At 35.4% G+C, this 19,467-nt stretch carries 17 protein-coding genes and 1 pseudogene; 11 read left to right on the top strand and 7 right to left on the bottom strand.

The window, feature by feature from the left end:
• Nucleotides 1–243: pseudogene (locus tag ACNQGJ_RS09855) on the top strand (hypothetical protein); the annotation flags it as partial.
• 217 nt (nucleotides 244–460) lie between these two features.
• On the opposite strand, the gene ACNQGJ_RS09860 reads toward ACNQGJ_RS09855, so the two are convergent.
• A complete protein-coding gene (locus ACNQGJ_RS09860; RefSeq protein WP_417972759.1) occupies nucleotides 461–1,381 on the bottom strand; it encodes a hypothetical protein in 921 nt (306 codons plus the stop codon).
• 550 nt (nucleotides 1,382–1,931) lie between these two features.
• Between ACNQGJ_RS09860 and prfA the strand changes: the two genes are divergently transcribed.
• The 4 genes from prfA (at nucleotide 1,932) to ACNQGJ_RS09880 (ending at nucleotide 5,311) form a co-directional block, all read left to right on the top strand.
• Complete coding sequence (gene prfA / locus ACNQGJ_RS09865; protein WP_104000936.1) at nucleotides 1,932–3,008, top strand: peptide chain release factor 1; 1,077 nt, start codon at nucleotides 1,932–1,934, stop codon at nucleotides 3,006–3,008.
• A gap of 57 nt (nucleotides 3,009–3,065) precedes the next feature.
• A complete protein-coding gene (locus tag ACNQGJ_RS09870) occupies nucleotides 3,066–3,425 on the top strand; it encodes a four helix bundle protein (RefSeq protein WP_104000935.1) in 360 nt (119 codons plus the stop codon).
• A 43-nt stretch (nucleotides 3,426–3,468) separates the two neighbouring features.
• Complete coding sequence (gene pyrF, locus ACNQGJ_RS09875) at nucleotides 3,469–4,296, top strand: orotidine-5'-phosphate decarboxylase (protein WP_417972758.1); 828 nt, start codon at nucleotides 3,469–3,471, stop codon at nucleotides 4,294–4,296.
• A 202-nt stretch (nucleotides 4,297–4,498) separates the two neighbouring features.
• Entirely contained in the window at nucleotides 4,499–5,311 is an 813-nt protein-coding gene (locus ACNQGJ_RS09880) for an ABC transporter substrate-binding protein (RefSeq protein ID WP_417972757.1), read from the top strand.
• Here the strand turns inward: ACNQGJ_RS09880 and ACNQGJ_RS09885 are convergent.
• Nucleotides 5,306–5,455: a hypothetical protein gene (locus ACNQGJ_RS09885; protein ID WP_417972756.1), complete on the bottom strand. Its 150-nt coding sequence runs from the start codon at nucleotides 5,453–5,455 to the stop codon at nucleotides 5,306–5,308. The two genes, ACNQGJ_RS09880 and ACNQGJ_RS09885, sit on opposite strands and share 6 nt — an antisense overlap.
• A 106-nt stretch (nucleotides 5,456–5,561) precedes the next feature.
• Here ACNQGJ_RS09885 and ACNQGJ_RS09890 point away from each other — a divergent pair, with 106 nt between their 5' ends.
• A complete protein-coding gene (locus tag ACNQGJ_RS09890; protein WP_417972755.1) occupies nucleotides 5,562–6,347 on the top strand; it encodes an alpha/beta fold hydrolase in 786 nt (261 codons plus the stop codon).
• A 251-nt stretch (nucleotides 6,348–6,598) separates the two neighbouring features.
• Here ACNQGJ_RS09890 and purU read toward each other — a convergent pair whose 3' ends face one another.
• Nucleotides 6,599–7,453 carry a formyltetrahydrofolate deformylase gene (gene purU, locus ACNQGJ_RS09895; RefSeq protein ID WP_417972754.1) on the bottom strand — a complete coding sequence of 285 codons (855 nt, stop codon included), beginning with the start codon at nucleotides 7,451–7,453 and terminating at the stop codon, nucleotides 6,599–6,601.
• A 127-nt stretch (nucleotides 7,454–7,580) separates the two neighbouring features.
• Nucleotides 7,581–8,288, bottom strand: a complete 708-nt coding sequence (locus ACNQGJ_RS09900; RefSeq protein ID WP_417972753.1) for a DUF4197 domain-containing protein — start codon at nucleotides 8,286–8,288, stop codon at nucleotides 7,581–7,583.
• 286 nt (nucleotides 8,289–8,574) lie between these two features.
• Between ACNQGJ_RS09900 and ACNQGJ_RS09905 the strand changes: the two genes are divergently transcribed.
• Nucleotides 8,575–12,027, top strand: a complete 3,453-nt coding sequence (locus ACNQGJ_RS09905; protein ID WP_417972752.1) for a methylmalonyl-CoA mutase family protein — start codon at nucleotides 8,575–8,577, stop codon at nucleotides 12,025–12,027.
• Nucleotides 12,028–12,194: 167 nt separating this feature from the next.
• Here ACNQGJ_RS09905 and ACNQGJ_RS09910 read toward each other — a convergent pair whose 3' ends face one another.
• Together ACNQGJ_RS09910 and ACNQGJ_RS09915 are read right to left on the bottom strand one after the other, a co-directional pair.
• Nucleotides 12,195–12,479, bottom strand: a complete 285-nt coding sequence (locus ACNQGJ_RS09910; protein WP_417972751.1) for a GNAT family N-acetyltransferase — start codon at nucleotides 12,477–12,479, stop codon at nucleotides 12,195–12,197.
• A gap of 14 nt (nucleotides 12,480–12,493) precedes the next feature.
• Nucleotides 12,494–13,210 (bottom strand): pirin family protein, encoded by a 717-nt coding sequence (locus ACNQGJ_RS09915; protein ID WP_417972750.1) that lies wholly within the window; start codon nucleotides 13,208–13,210, stop codon nucleotides 12,494–12,496.
• 113 nt (nucleotides 13,211–13,323) lie between these two features.
• On the opposite strand from ACNQGJ_RS09915, the gene ACNQGJ_RS09920 reads away from it, so the two are divergent.
• Complete coding sequence (locus ACNQGJ_RS09920) at nucleotides 13,324–13,992, top strand: alpha/beta hydrolase family protein (protein ID WP_417972749.1); 669 nt, start codon at nucleotides 13,324–13,326, stop codon at nucleotides 13,990–13,992.
• A 42-nt stretch (nucleotides 13,993–14,034) separates the two neighbouring features.
• On the top strand, nucleotides 14,035–14,928 hold the full coding sequence (locus ACNQGJ_RS09925; protein ID WP_417972748.1) for a lytic transglycosylase domain-containing protein: 894 nt from the start codon (nucleotides 14,035–14,037) through the stop codon (nucleotides 14,926–14,928).
• 536 nt (nucleotides 14,929–15,464) lie between these two features.
• On the opposite strand, the gene ACNQGJ_RS09930 is transcribed toward ACNQGJ_RS09925, so the two are convergent.
• Nucleotides 15,465–15,980 (bottom strand): DUF2892 domain-containing protein, encoded by a 516-nt coding sequence (locus ACNQGJ_RS09930; protein WP_417972747.1) that lies wholly within the window; start codon nucleotides 15,978–15,980, stop codon nucleotides 15,465–15,467.
• A gap of 164 nt (nucleotides 15,981–16,144) precedes the next feature.
• On the opposite strand from ACNQGJ_RS09930, the gene rpmH reads away from it, so the two are divergent.
• Together rpmH and carB are read left to right on the top strand one after the other, a co-directional pair.
• Nucleotides 16,145–16,306, top strand: a complete 162-nt coding sequence (gene rpmH / locus ACNQGJ_RS09935; protein WP_007136275.1) for a 50S ribosomal protein L34 — start codon at nucleotides 16,145–16,147, stop codon at nucleotides 16,304–16,306.
• A 156-nt stretch (nucleotides 16,307–16,462) separates the two neighbouring features.
• The gene (gene carB, locus ACNQGJ_RS09940; protein WP_417972746.1) at nucleotides 16,463–19,315 is read left to right on the top strand and encodes a carbamoyl-phosphate synthase large subunit; all 2,853 of its coding nucleotides are present in this window, start codon (nucleotides 16,463–16,465) and stop codon (nucleotides 19,313–19,315) included.
• The last annotated feature ends 152 nt before the right edge of the window (nucleotides 19,316–19,467 follow it).

The raw sequence follows: 19,467 nt of genomic DNA on the forward strand, positions 1-19,467 counted from the left end.
AGACAATGGGGCTACAATCACACCAATTTGACGGGCCTCGAAAAAGTAAATGGGGAGCATAGTTTAATTATGCTTGTCTACAACATCAAACGCACGATAAATATTCTTGGTGTACCCGATTTAATTGCCAAAATCAAGAACTGGAACACACCCTACAAAGCAAAAGCTTGTATTGTCTTTATTACGAACTATTTTAGGCTTTGTAAAGACATTATTAAAAATGAGCTACAATTTGCTGCCTAAAAAAGAGCTTGTAGCAGAACGATTGTAGTGATGTTTATGAGGATGATTTTAAGCCAAAATAGCGACTAAATGAGGTTTTTTCACAGCCTGACGTTTTGCCACTTTGAGATGGCTGGAAGTTCGTAACCGCTTAATTTTCGGTTTAACGACAAACTTGATGCGAAATGGTAATTCCACTAAATTCCAGCTAGCTCAAAATGGCGGTTGGCAGTAGTTTTTATTCTCCGTTTGATAATAATCTTATTCCTTGCATTTCTTTAAGCAATTTTTTATTTTCAATCTTATTATTTTCTATTACTATTAATTTAGGCATAACTTTCATACCAATTAAGTCATCAGTTCTTGTTTTTATTAGATGAACATATTCGGTCCCTTCAGATTCACTAATAATTCCTTCTTCAACTTTTTTTAGTATTTCTGCTCTTATTGATAAGCTTTCAAGTAGTGCTTTATTATTTTGCTCATTTTTATATTGTCTATGATTGGTTGCGAAATCCCAAACTTCTTTAAAAATTAAGAATAATGATTTAGCAGTTTCAATTCCTGTTTTTATTCCTATGTTGGTATCGCTACCACTATCTAATAAGATAATTTCAGATTTTTGACTTTCAGCTTTATTTATTTTATTTATTGTCTCAATAAGTTCTGTTAAACAAGTTAATATTTTTATATATTTAAAAGTTTCTAGAGACTCTTCTTCAATTACAATTTGAAAAATGTTTACACCTTCTTCTAACGATTCTTCATATGTTTCATTTAGTAGATCATTTAGCAATAATTCTTTAGATAATTTATATGTTTTTACTAATGTGTTATGAAAATTATATAGAGATAAATTATTTGCATGTCCAAAGACACTTCCTGCTTGTGAATGAGTTAGACTTCTTGTTAAGGCCGTTAAATTCAAGTCAGAATACATTTCTTCACAGTTGAATATTTCTAGAATTTTAAAAATATTATCTTCATTTTTTATTTTCTCATAGTTGCTTTTTGAAGAAAACAATAATGGAATTATGCTGTCATATTTATAAGCTTGATTTGGATTATCAAAACCAGTCTCAAAATGATGTAGTATCTCTACTGATTTTAAATTTTCGATAATAATTTCAAGGTTTTTTACAAAGTCTAATTTTTGCATAATATTTCAAGGTTCTTTTATTTAAATATATGTTGATTTTCCGTCATTTGGGTAAAATTACTGCCAACTTGTTTATAGGTCTGATAAAATAAGAACTATCATCCCAAACTTAAAGAGATACATCTGATAGTGATCAGAATATATTTATTTTCAAATATATAAATTTCTACCGAAAATACTGATAAAATATATCAAGTTTAAATTTCTATCAAAAACTAACTCCTTTTGATTCAGAGATTTTTAGGGAAATTGTAAAGATTGTCTTTTTTTGACACGAATGCCCTAGCCCTGATGGAAGGGAAAATCCTTTTTTGATAAAACGCAAAGCAAGTTTTATCAATAAAGATTGGAATGACAGCAGGAAATAGCTCCTGAAAAAGTTTAATTAATTTAACTATTTAATTGTTTTAAAGTTTCCGTTCAAGTACTTCTGGCTGCAATGATGGCTTTCAATTTGAAAATTTTTAATGGAACGGTACTAGCAAAAAACGAACCTTGCAAACTGAATACTTTTTTCGTAATTTTGCACTCTAAATAAAGGACTAAGAAAATGTTAGATAGACTTCAAATAGTAAAACAACGTTTCGATGAGATTTCGGATTTGATTATTCAACCGGATGTAATCTCAGATCAGAAGCGTTATGTGCAATTGAATCAAGAGTACAAAAGTTTAAAAGCTTTGGCTGAAAAGCGCGATGAATACGTTATTTTGATGGCAAATATCGAAGAAGCAAACGAAATAATTGCCGATAACAGTGATGCAGATATGACCGAAATGGCCAAAATGCAACTGGAAGAAGCCAAGGATAGATTGCCGGAACTGGAGGAAGAAATCAAATTTATGCTGATTCCTAAGGATCCCGAAGATGCTAAAAATGTCATGGTGGAAATTCGTGCTGGAACGGGTGGGGATGAAGCGAGTATTTTTGCAGGGGATTTGTTCCGTATGTACACGAAATACTGTGAAAACAGAGGTTGGAGAACATCTGTGGTGGATATGAATGAAGGAACTTCGGGTGGTTTCAAAGAGGTTATTTTTGAAGTTACCGGCGAAGATGTGTACGGAACCTTGAAGTTTGAAGCGGGTGTTCACCGTGTGCAACGTGTACCGCAAACGGAAACGCAAGGACGTGTTCATACCTCGGCAGCAACTGTAATGGTATTGCCGGAAGCAGAGGAATTTGATGTACAAATTGATATGAATGATGTACGTGTGGATTTTTTCTGTTCGTCAGGACCAGGCGGACAATCAGTAAATACAACCAAATCAGCGGTTCGTTTGACGCACATTCCAACCGGATTAGTGGCGCAATGTCAGGATCAAAAATCACAACATAAAAATAAAGACAAGGCATTTGGCGTTTTGCGTTCTCGTTTGTACGAACAGGAATTGGCCAAAAAACAAGCAGAAGATGCTACAACACGTACATCTCAAGTAAGTTCTGGTGACCGTTCGGCAAAAATCCGTACTTATAATTACGCGCAAGGTCGTGTAACGGACCACCGCGTAGGATTGACGTTGTACGATTTAGGAAATATCATGAATGGTGATATTCAGAAAATTGTAGATGAGTTGGCGTTAGTCAACAACATGGAAAAACTGAAAGAAGCCAGCGAAGTTTTTTAATGGGTGCTAGGTTTTGGGGAATGGGTCTTGGTGTGGATTTTTGTAAAACTAAAATATATGAGAAACTTTAGGGATTTAGAAGTTTGGCAGAGTTCTGTTTTATTTGTTAAAAAAATTTATATCGTTACGGGCTCTTTCCCCAAAGAAGAAAAATTTGGACTGGTTTCTCAAATAAATAGATGTGCAGTTTCAATTCCTTCGAACATAGCCGAAGGTTGTTCCAGAACTTCTCAAAAAGATTTTTCTAGATTTTTACAGATAAGTTTAGGTTCGGCCTTTGAATTAGAGACTCAAATTGAAATAGCTAAAGAGATTGGTTTTGTGGATGGAATTTTACACTTAGAAATTATTTCCCAGCTTAATGTAATTCAAAAAAGAATTCAATCCTTGAAAAAGTATGTTGATTCCAAGGTTTAATTCCTAAACCAACACCTAAAACCCAATACCCAATATCCTAAAAATGACTACACAACAACTTATTGACCAAATTCAACAAAAGAAATCATTCCTAGTTGTGGGACTCGATGTTGATTTGAATAAAATTCCAAAACATTTATTAGAATTAGAAGATCCTATTTTCGAATTCAATAAAGCGATAATTGATGCTACCCATGATTTAACGGTGGCTTACAAACCCAATATTGCTTTTTATGAAGCGAATGGTTTAAAAGGATGGATGTCGTTGCAAAAAACAATCCAGTACATTAATGAAAATTATCCGGAAATCTTCACGATTGCGGATGCAAAACGAGGTGATATAGGAAATACGTCAGCGATGTATGCCAAAGCTTTTTTTGAAGATTTGAATTTTGATAGTGTTACCGTTGCTCCTTATATGGGAAAGGATTCGGTGGAGCCGTTTTTAGCTTTCGAAAATAAACATACCATTATGCTGGCTTTGACTTCCAATGAAGGCGCGTATGATTTCCAGACGTTAAAAGTAGATGGGACCGAATTGTACAAACACGTATTAGAAACATCCAAAACATGGAAAAACAGTGAAAACCTGATGTATGTTGTAGGCGCTACTAAAGCTGAATATTTTACTGAAATTCGTAAAATCGTTCCGGATAGTTTCTTGCTTGTTCCCGGAGTAGGCGCACAGGGCGGAAGTTTGTCTGAAGTTTGTAAATACGGAATGAATGCCAACATAGGATTGCTGATTAATTCTTCCCGTGACATTATTTATGCCTCCAATGGAACCGACTTTGTTGAAAAAGCAAGAGCCGAAGCATTGAAAATGCAACAGGAAATGGCAGAAATTATGAGTTTGAAGTTTAACGTTTAAAGGTTTTGGGTTTTTATAAAATATTTTGAATTCAATCATACTTCATTTTAAACCATTAAGAAATTAAGTTTTATTTCGCTTGCGCTAAGATTTGAATCGAAAACTTTACCGTTAAAACTTTTTAAGCCTTAATTTTTCTAAATTTCTTACTGGTTTAAAAATGTAATTTTTGATTAGATTTACTCAACATTAAACATTAAAATTGAAACAAAAAACTTTAATCGATCAACTCGGAACTTCCCATTCATTCGAAACGTCGCCAAAACGCATTATCTCATTGGTTCCTTCACAAACGGAATTGCTGTATGATTTAGGTTTAGAAGACCGAATTATAGGAATTACAAAATTCTGTGTTCATCCGTATCATTTTAAATCAACGAAGAAAATCGTAGGTGGCACCAAGAAAGTACATTATGAGAAAATCAGATTGCTGCAACCGGATATCATCATTTGTAATAAAGAGGAAAACACAGCTGAAATTGTGGAAGAGTTGCGTAAAATTTGTCCGGTTTGGGTGACCGATATCATTACCATTGAAGACAATTTTCAAATGATTACTGATTTTGGTCAACTCTTCAATTGCAGAACCGAAGCCCAGAAATGGAATGACAAATTGGCTTTTGCCTTGAGCGATTTTAAAAATTTCGTTAAAGATATACCTGTGAAAAAAGTAGCGTATTTCATTTGGAAAAACCCATTTATGGTCGCTGGTTCAGATAATTTCATCAATGAATTACTGAAGCTGAATCATTTTGAAAATAGCTACGATAAAAATCCCGAAACTTTGGGGCGTTACCCGGAAATTGAACTCAAAAAAATGCGTTTAGAAGGCGATCCGGATTTGGTTTTCCTTTCCTCAGAGCCGTATCCTTTCAAAGAAGAAGATGCATTCGAAATAGGAAGGCACACGCACCATGCAAAAACGGTGTTTGTTGATGGGGAAATGTTTTCTTGGTACGGAAGCAGGCTGTTAAAAGCGTTTGACTATTTTAAAAAAATGCATCAAAAATTATAATTCGCATTCTTCCATAATTGATTCTTCTGTTGTAATGTTAGCCGTAACAGTAGTTTTTTCTAAGTTTAAATTTAGTTCGGAGAACATTTGGTAGTCTCTTTTAAATTTTTCTATTTCACTTTTCTCTTTCAATAATCCTTTCATGGGTGTAATTTTTTTGCAAATTTACGGTATACTATCATAAAACAATCATTATTTTTCGTTAAGATTGGGATTTAAAATTAAAATCATATTTTTACAAAAAAAACAAGTGATTAATTATACCATTTACGAAAATAAAAACACCGATCAATGGGTAACATTTGTTCACGGTGCCGGTGGAAGTTCGTCAATATGGTTTAAACAAATTCGGGATTTTAAAAAACAGTACAATGTTTTGTTGCTGGATTTGCGGGGTCATGGGGAATCAAAAACCACTTTAAAAACGGCTTTCAAACAAAAATATACTTTTTCGGCTTTGGCCAATGATATTCTGGAAGTATTAGATTTTCTTAAAATCAAAAAATCACATTTCGTCGGGATTTCGTTGGGTACCATCCTCATTAGGCAATTGGCTGAAATGTATCCGGAACGCGTGCAAAGCATGATTCTTGGTGGTGCAATACTGAAAATGAATTTCCGTTCCCAAGTATTAATGAAAGTGGGAAATTTGTTTAAATATCTATTGCCTTATTTGGTTTTATATAAGTTTTTTGCCTTTGTGATTATGCCCAAAAAAAGTCACAAACAATCTCGTCTGCTTTTTATCAATGAGGCTAAAAAATTATACCAAAAAGAATTTATCAAATGGTTTAAACTTACTGCCGAGATAAATCCGGTTCTTAAATGGTTCCGACAGGTCGAACTGAATATTCCTACGCTGTATGTGATGGGCGAAGAGGATTATATGTTTTTGCCATCGGTGCGGAAAGTAGTGGAGAATCATTATAAATCATCAAAACTATTTGTAATAGAAAAATGTGGGCATGTAGTCAATGTAGAGCAACCCAATGCTTTCAATGATGCGGTTCTTTCTTTTATGGATACGGCTAAATAAAAAAAATGCCTGCATTATAAATGCAGGCAATTCTTTAACTAACCAAAACCAAAATAATAAATAACCAGTTTATTACTCTGCAAAGATCACCCATAAGAAGGCGTTTTGCTGTTAAGATTTTGTTATTACTTTGTTGTACATAAGTTAAGTTTTTTTACTTTATTTCATTAGCGATATTCATGCCGTCAACTACTATGTATTACAGAGTGTTCTATAACGCTAGATCCAATTTACGAGAGGGAATACGCATTTTAAGAAAACACAACCGTTTTATTACTAAAAACCATTGTTTTTCGTTCTGAATGGAGTTTTATGGCTCTAGCCAAAACAATACGTTCCAAGTCTCGTCCTTTCATAATAAAATCTTCGACAGAATTAATATGCGAAACACGAGTGATATCCTGCTCAATAATTGGTCCTTCATCCAGCTCTTGCGTGACATAATGGCTCGTAGCACCAATAATTTTTACGCCTCTTTTAAAAGCCGAATGATATGGCTTGGCTCCCGGGAAAGCCGGAAGAAAGGAATGATGGATATTTATTATTTTATTTTTATACAATGCAATCAAATTTGGGGTAATGATTTGCATGTAACGCGCCAGTACGATAAAGTCAATGTCGTGTTTTTGTAGTAACTCAATCTGTTGTTGTTCGCCTTCCTCTTTATTTTCCTTGGTAAAAGGAATGATGTAAAAAGGAATATTAAAACGTTCCGCAATAGATCTTAAATTCTCGTGATTGCTCACAATAAGCGGAATTTCCACATTTAATTCCCCCGCACTGTAACGGCCCAAAATATCAAATAAACAATGGTCGTATTTCGACACAAACAGTGCCATTTTTGGTTTTTGATCTTTGGTGTAAAGCTCCCATGACATGTTAAAATCTTGGGCTATCGTGTGATGAAAATCATTTTCTATCACTGCTAAACCTATTTCAACATTGGTCAATTCACATTCTAAACGCATAAAAAACTCATTTTGTTCTAAATCAACATGTTGGTCAATATAAATTATATTGCCTTCAATTTTTAAAATAAAATTGGTCACGGCAGCAATGATTCCTTTTTGGTCGTTGCAATGAATGAGTATGGTAATTTTTTGCATCTTCGGTGTCTCTTTCAGCTTAGCTTTTTAATTGGGACTAGTGTTTTTTAAAACTAAACGTAGTTGTTTTTATAGAAAAGTGAGATATGGCTGTTTTATGTTTAAAAAAAAACAGCCACTATTTAATTTATATTTTATCCTGCATCGCAAAAACCTTTTGCAATAAAACAGAAGTTCTGGCACTTAAATTCGTTCTGATATTTTTTTCTTCAATAGCAACCATCTTAAAAACGCCGTTCATTGCTTGATTCGTTACATAATCAGTCAAATCAGGATTTACTTTGTTTATTAAAGGAATACTGTTGTATCTAGTGATGATTTTTGACCAAACAACATCAGCACCCACTTTAGTAAACGAATTTTTAATAACTGGATTAAATTTTCCGTACAATGCAGTCGAAGTGCTATTTTGTAAATAAGTAGTCGCTGAACTTTCATTTCCCATCAAAATTGATTTGGCATCCATAAAAGTCATGTTTCTAACGGCGTCAACAAATATTGGCGTCGCTTCCTTTACCGCATCTTCAGCGGCACGATTCAATACTTTTAATCCTTCGTCAGCCAATGAACTCAGTCCAATTCTTCGTAATCCCGCATCCACTTTCCGCAATTCTTCCGGCAATAGAATTTTTACCGCTTCATTTCTGTAGAAGCCATCGGTAGCTGTGAGTTTTGTTACTTGTTTCGAAATCCCATTATTAAGAGCTTCTCTTAAACCACCAGCAATATCAACACCGCCAATTCCTTGTGTTTGCGGAAATTGATTCAAAACTTGTTGCATTTCGGCACAACTCGAAAGCGAAATTGCTACCGCTAAAATTAAAATTTTCTTCATCGTAATTATTTTATTAGTTTACTTCGTCTTTTGGCCATTTGGCTTTTGTAAAAATACTCTTTATTCAAAAACAAAGCCAACTATTCTTTTGGAGCACAAACTTTAATCGTATCAATCAGGATTTGTCCCGCTTTCCGCTGTATCCTCGCCAAAAAAGCGAGGGATGCCGCTTCAATCGGGGCTAAATAACAAAATTCTTTCTTAATTTATTAACAACGAGGAGCAACATCAAATAATTTTTAAAATAAAATTGTAAATTGCAGGCTTAAATTATCATATTCATAAAATGGAACAACAAATACCGTATATCCCTAACAATAAAGTAAGAATTGTAACCGCCGCAGCTCTTTTTGACGGTCACGATGCCGCAATCAATATTATGCGTAGGATTATTCAATCTACAGGTGTTGAGGTTATCCATTTAGGACACGACCGCAGCGTTGAAGAGGTAGTCAATACTGCAATACAAGAAGATGCCAATGCAATTGCAATAACCTCGTATCAGGGAGGTCACAACGAATATTTCAAATACATGTATGACTTGCTTCAAGAAAAGGGAGCAGGGCAAATCAAAATATTTGGTGGTGGTGGTGGTGTAATTCTGCCTTCTGAAATAGCGGAATTGCAAGCCTACGGAATCACCAGAATTTATGCGCCGGATGACGGTCGTGCCATGGGATTACAAGGGATGATAAATGATTTAGTACAACAATCCGATTACCCGGTGGGAGATAAACTCACCGATGAAATCGATCATTTGGAAGAAAAAAATCCAAAAGCAATTGCCCGTATCATTTCATCAGCAGAGAATTTCCCCGAAATAGCGGCTGAAACTTTGGAAGCCATCCAAAAAAAGAACTTGGATTGTAAAACTCCAGTTCTTGGAATCACAGGTACTGGTGGAGCAGGAAAATCATCTTTGGTGGATGAATTAGTGCGTCGTTTTCTAATCGATTTTCCAGAAAAAACAATTGGTTTAATATCTGTAGATCCATCAAAACGCAAAACAGGCGGTGCATTGCTGGGCGATAGAATCCGAATGAACGCTATCAATAACCCTAGAGTTTATATGCGTTCTTTGGCTACACGGCAATCGAATTTGGCTTTGTCTAAATATGTTGCCGATGCAATTCAAGTGATTAAAGCGGCAAATTATGACATCATCATCCTGGAAACTTCGGGAATCGGGCAATCCGACACCGAAATTATGGACCATTCCGATGTTTCTTTATATGTTATGACACCAGAATTTGGAGCGGCAACCCAATTGGAAAAAATCGACATGCTTGATTTTGCTGACTTGGTAGCGATAAACAAATTCGACAAACGCGGTTCTCTAGATGCCTTGAGAGACGTGAAAAAACAATACCAACGCAACCACAATCTTTGGGATGCTAATTTAGATACGCTTCCGGTTTTTGGCACCATTGCTTCGCAGTTCAACGATCCGGGAATGAATACGCTGTACAAAGCGATTATGGATAAAGTTCATGAAAAAACAAATTCTGATTTAAAATCTACGTTTCAAATTACTCGTGAAATGAGCGAGAAGATATTTGTTATTCCACCACATAGAACGCGTTACTTGTCTGAAATTGCCGAGAGCAACCGTAAATATGATGTTACGGCCGTTAGCCAAGAACAAGTGGCTCAGAAATTGTACGGGATTTTCAAAACGATTGAATCGGTAACTAAAAAAGTACCAGAAGTAAATAAAACAGGAATTAATGACGATTCAGTTTTACCAACGGCTTTAGAATCTGAAAAATCGGGTGCCGCTGAGGACAAAATATTTTTAAATCTCTTACTGAATCAATTTGATAAAGTAAAAATGGATTTGGATCCTTACAATTGGGAAATCATTTTGACTTGGGACGAGAAAGTAAACAAGTACAAAAACCCAGTTTACACGTTCAAAGTTCGTGACAGGGAAATTAAAATGGCTACGCATACGGAGTCCCTTTCACATTCTCAAATTCCAAAAATAGCATTACCAAAGTACAAAGCTTGGGGTGATATTTTACGTTGGTGTCTGCAGGAAAATGTTCCTGGAGAATTTCCTTTTACGGCAGGACTGTATCCTTTCAAACGCGAAGGCGAAGATCCTTCTCGTATGTTTGCCGGAGAAGGCGGACCGGAAAGAACCAACAAACGTTTTCATTATGTAAGTGCGGGATTGCCTGCAAAACGATTGTCAACGGCTTTTGACAGTGTGACTTTATATGGAAATGATCCACATGTACGTCCTGATATTTATGGAAAAATAGGTAATGCCGGAGTTTCTATTTGTTGTTTGGATGATGCTAAGAAATTATATTCTGGTTTCGATTTAGTGCATGCCATGACATCAGTAAGTATGACCATTAATGGACCAGCTCCGATGTTGTTAGGCTTTTTCATGAATGCGGCTATTGACCAACAATGTGAGTTTTACATTAAAGATAACGGTATTGAAAAAGAAGTTGAGGCAAAAATCAACAAAATTTATGCAGCTAAAGGAGTCGAAAGACCACATTATCAAGGCGATATGCCTGAAGGAAATAACGGTTTAGGGTTGATGCTTTTGGGCGTTACCGGAGATCAGGTTTTGCATGTGGATGTTTATAATGATATTAAAGCAAGAACGTTGTCTCAAGTTCGTGGAACCGTTCAAGCAGATATTTTGAAAGAAGATCAGGCACAAAATACGTGTATTTTCTCTACTGAATTTGCTTTACGATTAATGGGTGACGTACAGGAATATTTCATTACCAAGAACGTTAGAAACTTCTATTCAGTTTCTATCTCGGGCTATCACATTGCCGAAGCAGGAGCAAATCCGATTACGCAATTGGCGTTTACGCTTTCTAATGGTTTCACTTATGTGGAATATTATTTGAGTCGTGGAATGAACATCAATGATTTTGGACCCAACTTATCGTTCTTCTTTTCGAACGGAGTTGATCCGGAATATGCGGTTATCGGTCGTGTGGCACGTAAAATTTGGGCGAAAGCCATGAAAAACAAATACGGAGCGAACGAACGCGCCCAAATGTTAAAGTATCACATTCAAACTTCAGGACGTTCTTTGCACGCCCAAGAAATTGATTTCAATGATATTCGTACTACTTTACAAGCGTTGTATGCCATTTATGACAACTGTAATTCCTTGCATACCAATGCGTATGATGAAGCAATTACAACGCCTACGGAAGAATCCGTACGACGTGCAATGGCGATTCAGTTGATTATCAATAAAGAATTAGGTCTTGCCAAAAACGAAAATCCAATTCAAGGTGCTTTCATTATTGAAGAGCTAACAGATTTAGTGGAAGCAGCAGTTTTACTGGAATTCGACCGTATTACCGAGCGTGGTGGCGTTCTTGGTGCGATGGAAACGATGTACCAACGTTCTAAAATTCAGGAAGAAAGTTTGTATTATGAAACTTTGAAGCATACTGGAGAATTTCCAATTATTGGTGTGAATACCTTTTTGAGTTCGAAAGGTTCTCCAACGGTAATTCCGGCAGAAGTAATTCGTGCTACCGAAGAAGAAAAACAATATCAAATTGATATGCTGCACCATTTACACCAATCCAATCAGGATTTAGTGACGGAACATTTAAATACGCTACAGGACGCAGCCATTAAAAACGAAAATTTATTTGAACACTTAATGGAAGCGACAAAGGTTTGTTCTTTGGGACAAATTACTTCGGCTTTATTTGAAGTGGGAGGACAGTATAGAAGAAATATGTAGGCGATCTATATTCAAAGAAAAGGCTGTCTTTTACGGACAGCCTTTTTTTATGTAATTATTCCTTCATCAAATAGGGTATCCCTCTAACAGCTTAATTTTTATCGTCTCAACAGCCGCAAGGAAGTGGATGTGATTAAAAAGGCTGTGTTTTAATGATTCACTCTTTTTTATAATCGTATTCCGGGAGGAAGTAATTCTTTGTAAATAGGATTTTTTTTAAAAAAAACCACTATTTTAGGGAGAATAGGAACAACTTTTAATTTTCGTTCAATCGAAATTTTCATGATGTTTTTTAGGAAATTAGAAATAAATTCTTCGTCATCAAAAGATTCGGGGGTTTTAATTTTTGTCAAAAATATTTTTCTCTCCTGAAATGAATATTCAACAGAAACCAATCCTTCTTGTACTTCGGTTTCAAATTGTCTTGAAAAAGTATTGTCTTTAATTTCCATATTGATAGTTGATTCTAATTCATTGGCACTTCTACCAATAGTATTTTTGATTTGGTACTGATTTTGATCTCAAACTGATCAAAATTTGTAATTCCCATGGCATCTCTTGCCTTCAAAGTTTGATTATTCACTACTATTTCGCCTTCAATCAAAAATAAATAAACACCATTTTTAGGGATTTTAACCTCATAGGTAACGGAGGTATTGCTGTCGAAAATTCCTAAGTAAAAAAAGGTTTTTTGGTAAACCCAAAGTGCATTTCCATCGTTATTATCATTTGGCGAAACAATGTTTACAAAGGTATTGATTTGATTTTCAATATCAAATGATTTCTGGTCATATCTTGGAGTTACGTTTTCAGTATCAGGAAAAACCCATAGCTGCAGTGTTTTTGCGTCCTCGTTCTGGCTGGCATTCATTTCAGAATGCTCTATTCCTGATCCGGCACTCATTACTTGTACTTCTCCAAAACCTATTATACCTTCATTTCCCATACTGTCGCGATGTTTTAGCCCGCCTTCGAGTGGAATAGTGATGATTTCCATATTAGCGTGGCTATGCGTGCCAAAACCCGTTCCGCCCGCAATGGTATCGTCATTTAAAACGCGTAACATTCCAAATTGAAGGCGTTCTGGATTGAAAAAATTTCCGAAAGAAAAAGAGAAATTGGCTTTAAGCCATCCGAAATCAGCCGTGCCTCTGGTATTTGATTCAAATAATTGTGAAGTCATAAATTATTGGTAATATAAAGTGAAATGTAGATAGTGTTTGAATTAAAAAATTAATTTTATACAAAATTCGCTATAAAAAAACTGAATTTTGTTATAAAATAGTTAAAACACTTATGAGTAAAATCCCAGTTTATTTAATGCCAGGTTTGGCGTCGAGTACTGCCATTTTTGAGCGATTTGCGCTTCCCGAAGAAATGTTTGAAATATTCTTACTGGAATGGGAGATCCCTATTAATAATGAATCTTTGACGGAGTATGCGATGCGGATCACTAAAAAAATTAAGCATAAAAATCCGGTTTTAATCGGAGTTTCGTTCGGAGGAATTCTAGTACAAGAAATGGCTAAGTATGTTAAAGCTCGAAAAGTCATTATCATTTCAAGTGTCAAAAGCAATGCTGAATTTCCAAGAAGATTGAAAATTGCTAAAACCACCAAGGCCTACAAATTAATTCCCATGACGCTGATTGCAAATATTGAAAGCCTTGCTAAGTTTTCTTTTGGCGAAAAAGTAAATCAAAGGCTCAAGCTTTACGAAAAATTTCTTTCGGTTCGGGATATTGGTTATTTAAATTGGGCGGTGGAGCAGGTGATTTTATGGAACAGAACCGTTGTAGATGAAAATGTAATCCACATTCATGGAGATATGGATGATGTGTTTCCTATAAAATATATCAAGAATTGTGTCGTTGTAAAAGGAGGAACGCATATTATGATTTTGAACAAGTACAAATGGCTGAATGAAAATTTACCGGGTATTATTTTGGAAACAGAAAAAAAGTAAACGCACTTTTGTAGATATTATGAAAGGCATAAAAAAGAAAAGATGAAATCGATTAATAAAGTTGCCATAATCCTTACTGTGATTTTTGCGAGTAGTGTGTTTATTTTTGCCGCTAGTAATCCGAGAGAAGTACAAGAGGGAACAAAAGAAATCGCAGTTGATTTTCCCGTAAAATTGGATTTTGCAGGCGAAGAAACGCCATTGAAAATAACAGATGTTAAAGAGCGTTTGGATAGGGAGTTACTGGTAAATGCAAATTTGCATGCTTCCACTATATTGGCTATAAAAAGAGCGAATCGTGCTTTTCCTGTAATTGAGCCCATTTTAAAAAAGAACGGTATTCCGGATGATTTTAAATATTTGGCCGTTATAGAAAGTGGATTAGTGAATGTGGTTTCGCCAGCAGGAGCAAGAGGGATTTGGCAATTCATGCCGGAAACGGCCAAGGAACGAGGAATGGAGGTCAATGAAAATGTGGATCAGCGTTATGATTTAGAAAAGTCAACGCAGGCTGCTTGCAGTTATTTTTTAAGTGCCAAAGGGAAATTTGGAAGTTGGACTTTGGCGGCAGCCTCTTATAACGGGGGTATGACGGGTGTGAATAAACAAATTGAAATTCAAAAAGTGTCAAATTACTATGATTTGCTGCTTACCGAAGAAACGTCTCGCTATGTTTTTAGAATTTTAGCCCTAAAAGAGATTATGAAGAATCCCGTAAAATATGGTTTTACCATTGCTTCCGAAGATTTATATGCAGCTTTGCCAACTCGAAAAATTGAAATTGACAGCTCTATTACCGATCTGGCTGTTTTTGCTAAAAGCGAAGGCATTAATTATAAAATTTTGAAAATTCACAATCCTTGGCTCCGGGAAACTAAATTAATAAACGATACCGGTAAGAAATATCAAATCGAAATTCCGTTAAAAGGATACTAACTATTTTATAATTTGATTTTTAGAAGTGGAACTGGTTTATAAAACTTTGTAATAAATAGGTATTTTTGGTTGCCAATAATCTAATTTCAATCTGTGAATCTGTGGCTGATTTTTTAAAAGCGTTTGTTTGAGATTTGATTGGTATTAGTTACAGACAATCATGTAATACCATTCGTTATTATAAAATAGTCCAATTGTCATATCGAGTGCAGTCGAGAACCATTATAACATCTCGACTGCGCTGGATATGACAAAAAACAATTGGACTATAATGAACTAATCAATAGTATAAGAAAATAGAAAAATCGTGAAATTTGACTTATTGCGGACAAAAAAAAGGGTCAAATTGTCATATCGAGCGCAGTCTAGAACCATTATGACATCTCGACTGCGCTCGATATGACAAAAAACAATTGGACTATAATGAACTAATCAATAGTATAAGAAAATAGAAAATCGTGAAATTGGACTTATTCCAGACAAAAAAAAGGGTCAAATGTGTATCATTTGGCCCTTTTTCAATACGTATAAAAAAATTATATTTTTTTCATTTGTTCTTTCATCATGACAATCTGCTCTTTCAACATATTCTGTTTGTCTAGTTTTTTAGCTTCGTTCAGTAAGGAAGTCGCTTCAAGCTTACGACGACGTGTCATGGCGACTCCGGCTAAGTTTAATTTGGCAACAGCCAAATCCATATCCATTGATAATCCTAGTTCAATGGCTTTCTTGAAATATTTCTCGGCCTGATTAATATTTGTCTGCGAAAGCATGATTCCGTGCAAGTAATTAAAATAGCCTTGTTGTTTTTGTACCAAAGCTGTTTCTGGGTTTTTAATGTAAGCCAACCATTTTTTGGCACCTTCAAAATCTTGTTTTCTAAGTTTTAAGAAGGCTAATAAGATGAATTCGTTTTTAAAGTAAAGGAAAATAGGAATTGCACTCAATAATATAAGGAAAATTCCATTACCGATATTGCTTTCAGTGAATTGCCAAATGCCAGTAATGATAATTAGTCCGGCGATAATAAGTTTAATATTTTTGTGAAACATAGTGTGATTATTTTAAGATCACAAATATAGTAAAATGAATTGAAAATATTTTTACAAAACTACTTGTGAGAAAAAAAAGTCTTTGTATATTTGCACTCGGTTTTAGAATAACAGTTATTCAAAAACAGGAAGACATATAAATAAGATTTTAAAGATACAAAGCAATGAGCAAAAGAACGTTTCAACCATCGAAAAGAAAAAGAAGAAATAAGCACGGATTTATGGACAGAATGGCTTCTGCAAATGGAAGAAAAGTTCTTGCGCGTAGAAGAGCTAAAGGAAGACATAAATTGACTGTTTCTTGCGAACCAAGACACAAAAAATAATGTTTCTATAAACATAAATAAGGCGTTACTTTTTTTAGTATCGCCTTTTTTTATACCTAAACGTTAAAGAAAAATAAGAGTACAGGTACGGGGTTTAAAGTAGCGTAACTTTGATCTTTGAAAAAAATAACTACACAACACAATAATTACAATATAATGCCAAAAGACACATCCATAAAATCAGTTTTAATAATAGGTTCAGGTCCTATTGTTATTGGTCAAGCATGCGAATTTGATTATGCGGGATCACAATCTGCACGTTCTATTCGTGAAGAAGGAATTGAAGTTATTCTGATCAATTCGAATCCGGCAACAATTATGACTGATCCTTCAATGGCAGATCATATTTATTTATTGCCCTTAACGACAAAATCAATTATTCAAATTTTAAAAGAACATCCTCAGATTGATGCAGTCTTACCTACAATGGGAGGACAAACGGCTTTAAATCTCTGTTTAGAAGCCGATGAAAAAGGGATTTGGCAGGATTTTGGCGTAAAATTAATTGGTGTTGATGTTAATGCTATCAATATTACCGAAGATAGAGAACAGTTTAAACAACTGCTTAAAAGAATCGGTGTGCCATCTGCACCTGCCGAAATATGTACTTCCTATTTAAGAGGAAAAGAAATTGCTCAGGAATTTGGTTTCCCATTAGTAATTCGTCCTTCCTTTACTTTAGGCGGAACAGGAGCAGCTATTGTTTATAAAAAGGAAGATTTTAATGAACTCTTAACTAGAGGTTTAGAAGCATCTCCTATTCACGAAGTCTTGATTGACAAGGCTTTAATGGGTTGGAAAGAATATGAATTAGAACTTTTGAGAGATAAAAATGACAATGTTGTGATTATTTGCTCGATCGAAAATATGGATCCAATGGGAATTCACACCGGAGATTCCATCACTGTTGCGCCTGCAATGACTTTGTCTGACACGACTTTTCAAAGAATGCGTGATTATGCAATCTTGATGATGAGAAGCATTGGAAATTTTGCTGGAGGTTGTAACGTGCAGTTTGCCGTTTCGCCAGACGATAAAGAAGACATTGTAGCGATCGAAATCAATCCTCGTGTGTCTCGTTCCTCTGCTTTGGCATCAAAAGCAACGGGGTATCCTATTGCTAAAATTGCTTCCAAACTAGCTTTGGGTTACAACTTAGACGAATTGCAAAATCAAATTACCAAATCGACTTCGGCTTTATTCGAACCAACTTTGGATTATGTGATTGTAAAAATTCCTCGTTGGAACTTTGATAAATTTGAGGGAGCTGACCGAACTTTGGGACTTCAAATGAAATCTGTTGGTGAGGTTATGGGAATTGGACGTTCGTTCCAAGAAGCGTTACACAAAGCGACTCAATCCTTAGAAATCAAAAGAAATGGTTTGGGTGCTGACGGAAAAGGATACACTAACTACGAACAGATTATCGAGAAACTGACTTTTGCAAGTTGGGATCGTGTTTTTGTGATTTATGATGCTATCGCGATGGGAATTCCATTGAGCCGTATTCATGAAATCACTAAAATTGATATGTGGTTCTTGAAACAATACGAAGAGCTTTATACGTTAGAAAAAGAAATTTCAAATTATAAAGTTGATTCTTTGCCAAGAGAATTGTTATTGGAAGCGAAACAAAAAGGTTTTGCCGACAGACAAATCGCGCATATGGTAGGTTGCTTGGAAAGCCAAGTGCACACCTTACGTACTACAATGAACATCAATCGTGTGTTTAAATTAGTAGATACTTGCGCAGCAGAGTTCAAAGCAAAAACGCCTTACTATTACTCGACTTTTGAAGCCGAAATAGAAAAAGCGGACGGAACCCGTTACGTGGACAACGAAAGTATTGTTACTGACAAAAAGAAAATAATCGTTCTTGGGTCAGGCCCAAATAGAATTGGACAAGGAATCGAGTTTGATTATTCTTGTGTTCACGGGGTGCTTGCTGCCAAAGAATGTGGTTATGAAACCATCATGATCAACTGTAATCCAGAAACAGTTTCGACTGATTTTGATACGGCCGATAAATTGTATTTTGAACCCGTTTTCTGGGAGCACATCTACGATATTATCCAACATGAAAAACCAGAAGGGGTAATCGTGCAATTAGGAGGTCAAACGGCTCTTAAATTAGCAGAAAAACTATCTAAATACGGTATTAAAATTATAGGAACGAGCTTTGACGCTTTGGATTTAGCCGAAGACAGAGGACGTTTTTCTGAGCTTTTAACCGATTTAAAAATTCCTTTCCCGCAATTTGGAATTGCAGAAACAGCTGATGATGCTGCAGCTTTGGCTGACACTTTAGACTTTCCATTATTGATTCGTCCTTCGTATGTTTTGGGTGGTCAAGGAATGAAAATTGTAATCAACAAACAAGAATTAGAAGAGCACGTAATCAATTTATTGAAAACGATTCCGGGAAATAAATTGCTTTTAGACCATTATTTGGATGGCGCGATAGAAGCAGAGGCTGATGCGATTTGCGATGGCGAGAATGTGTATATCATAGGAATTATGGAGCACATCGAACCTTGCGGAGTACACTCTGGTGATAGTAACGCCACTTTGCCACCATTTAATTTGGGTGAATTCGTAATGCAACAAATAAAAGATCACACCAAGAATATTGCGTTGGCTTTGAGAACGGTTGGTTTAATCAACATTCAGTTTGCAATAAAAGACGATATCGTTTATATCATTGAAGCGAATCCTAGAGCGTCTCGTACGGTTCCATTTATTGCAAAAGCATACGGAGAACCGTATGTTAATTATGCAACCAAAGTGATGTTAGGTCACAATAAAGTAACTGATTTTACTTTCAACCCACAGTTGAAAGGATATGCCATCAAGCAGCCGGTTTTCTCTTTCAGCAAATTCCATAATGTGAACAAAGCATTAGGACCAGAAATGAAATCAACAGGAGAAAGCATCTTGTTTATTGATGACTTGAAAGACGATCAATTCTACGAATTGTACTCTAGAAGAAAAATGTATTTGAGTAAGTAAAAACTTGAATTATTGATATTGAAAAAGCCCCGTTTGGGGCTTTTTTTTGTGGAATTTGCTGAAAGGTAAAATAGTGCAGATGCTTTTATTGTGCCACGCAACCAAGTCTAGCTTTGGACAGCTTTTTCTTTGAAAGCTTTTTCGTAAATTTT

It is taken from the genome of Flavobacterium cryophilum (assembly GCF_048286555.1).
Taxonomy (GTDB): domain Bacteria; phylum Bacteroidota; class Bacteroidia; order Flavobacteriales; family Flavobacteriaceae; genus Flavobacterium.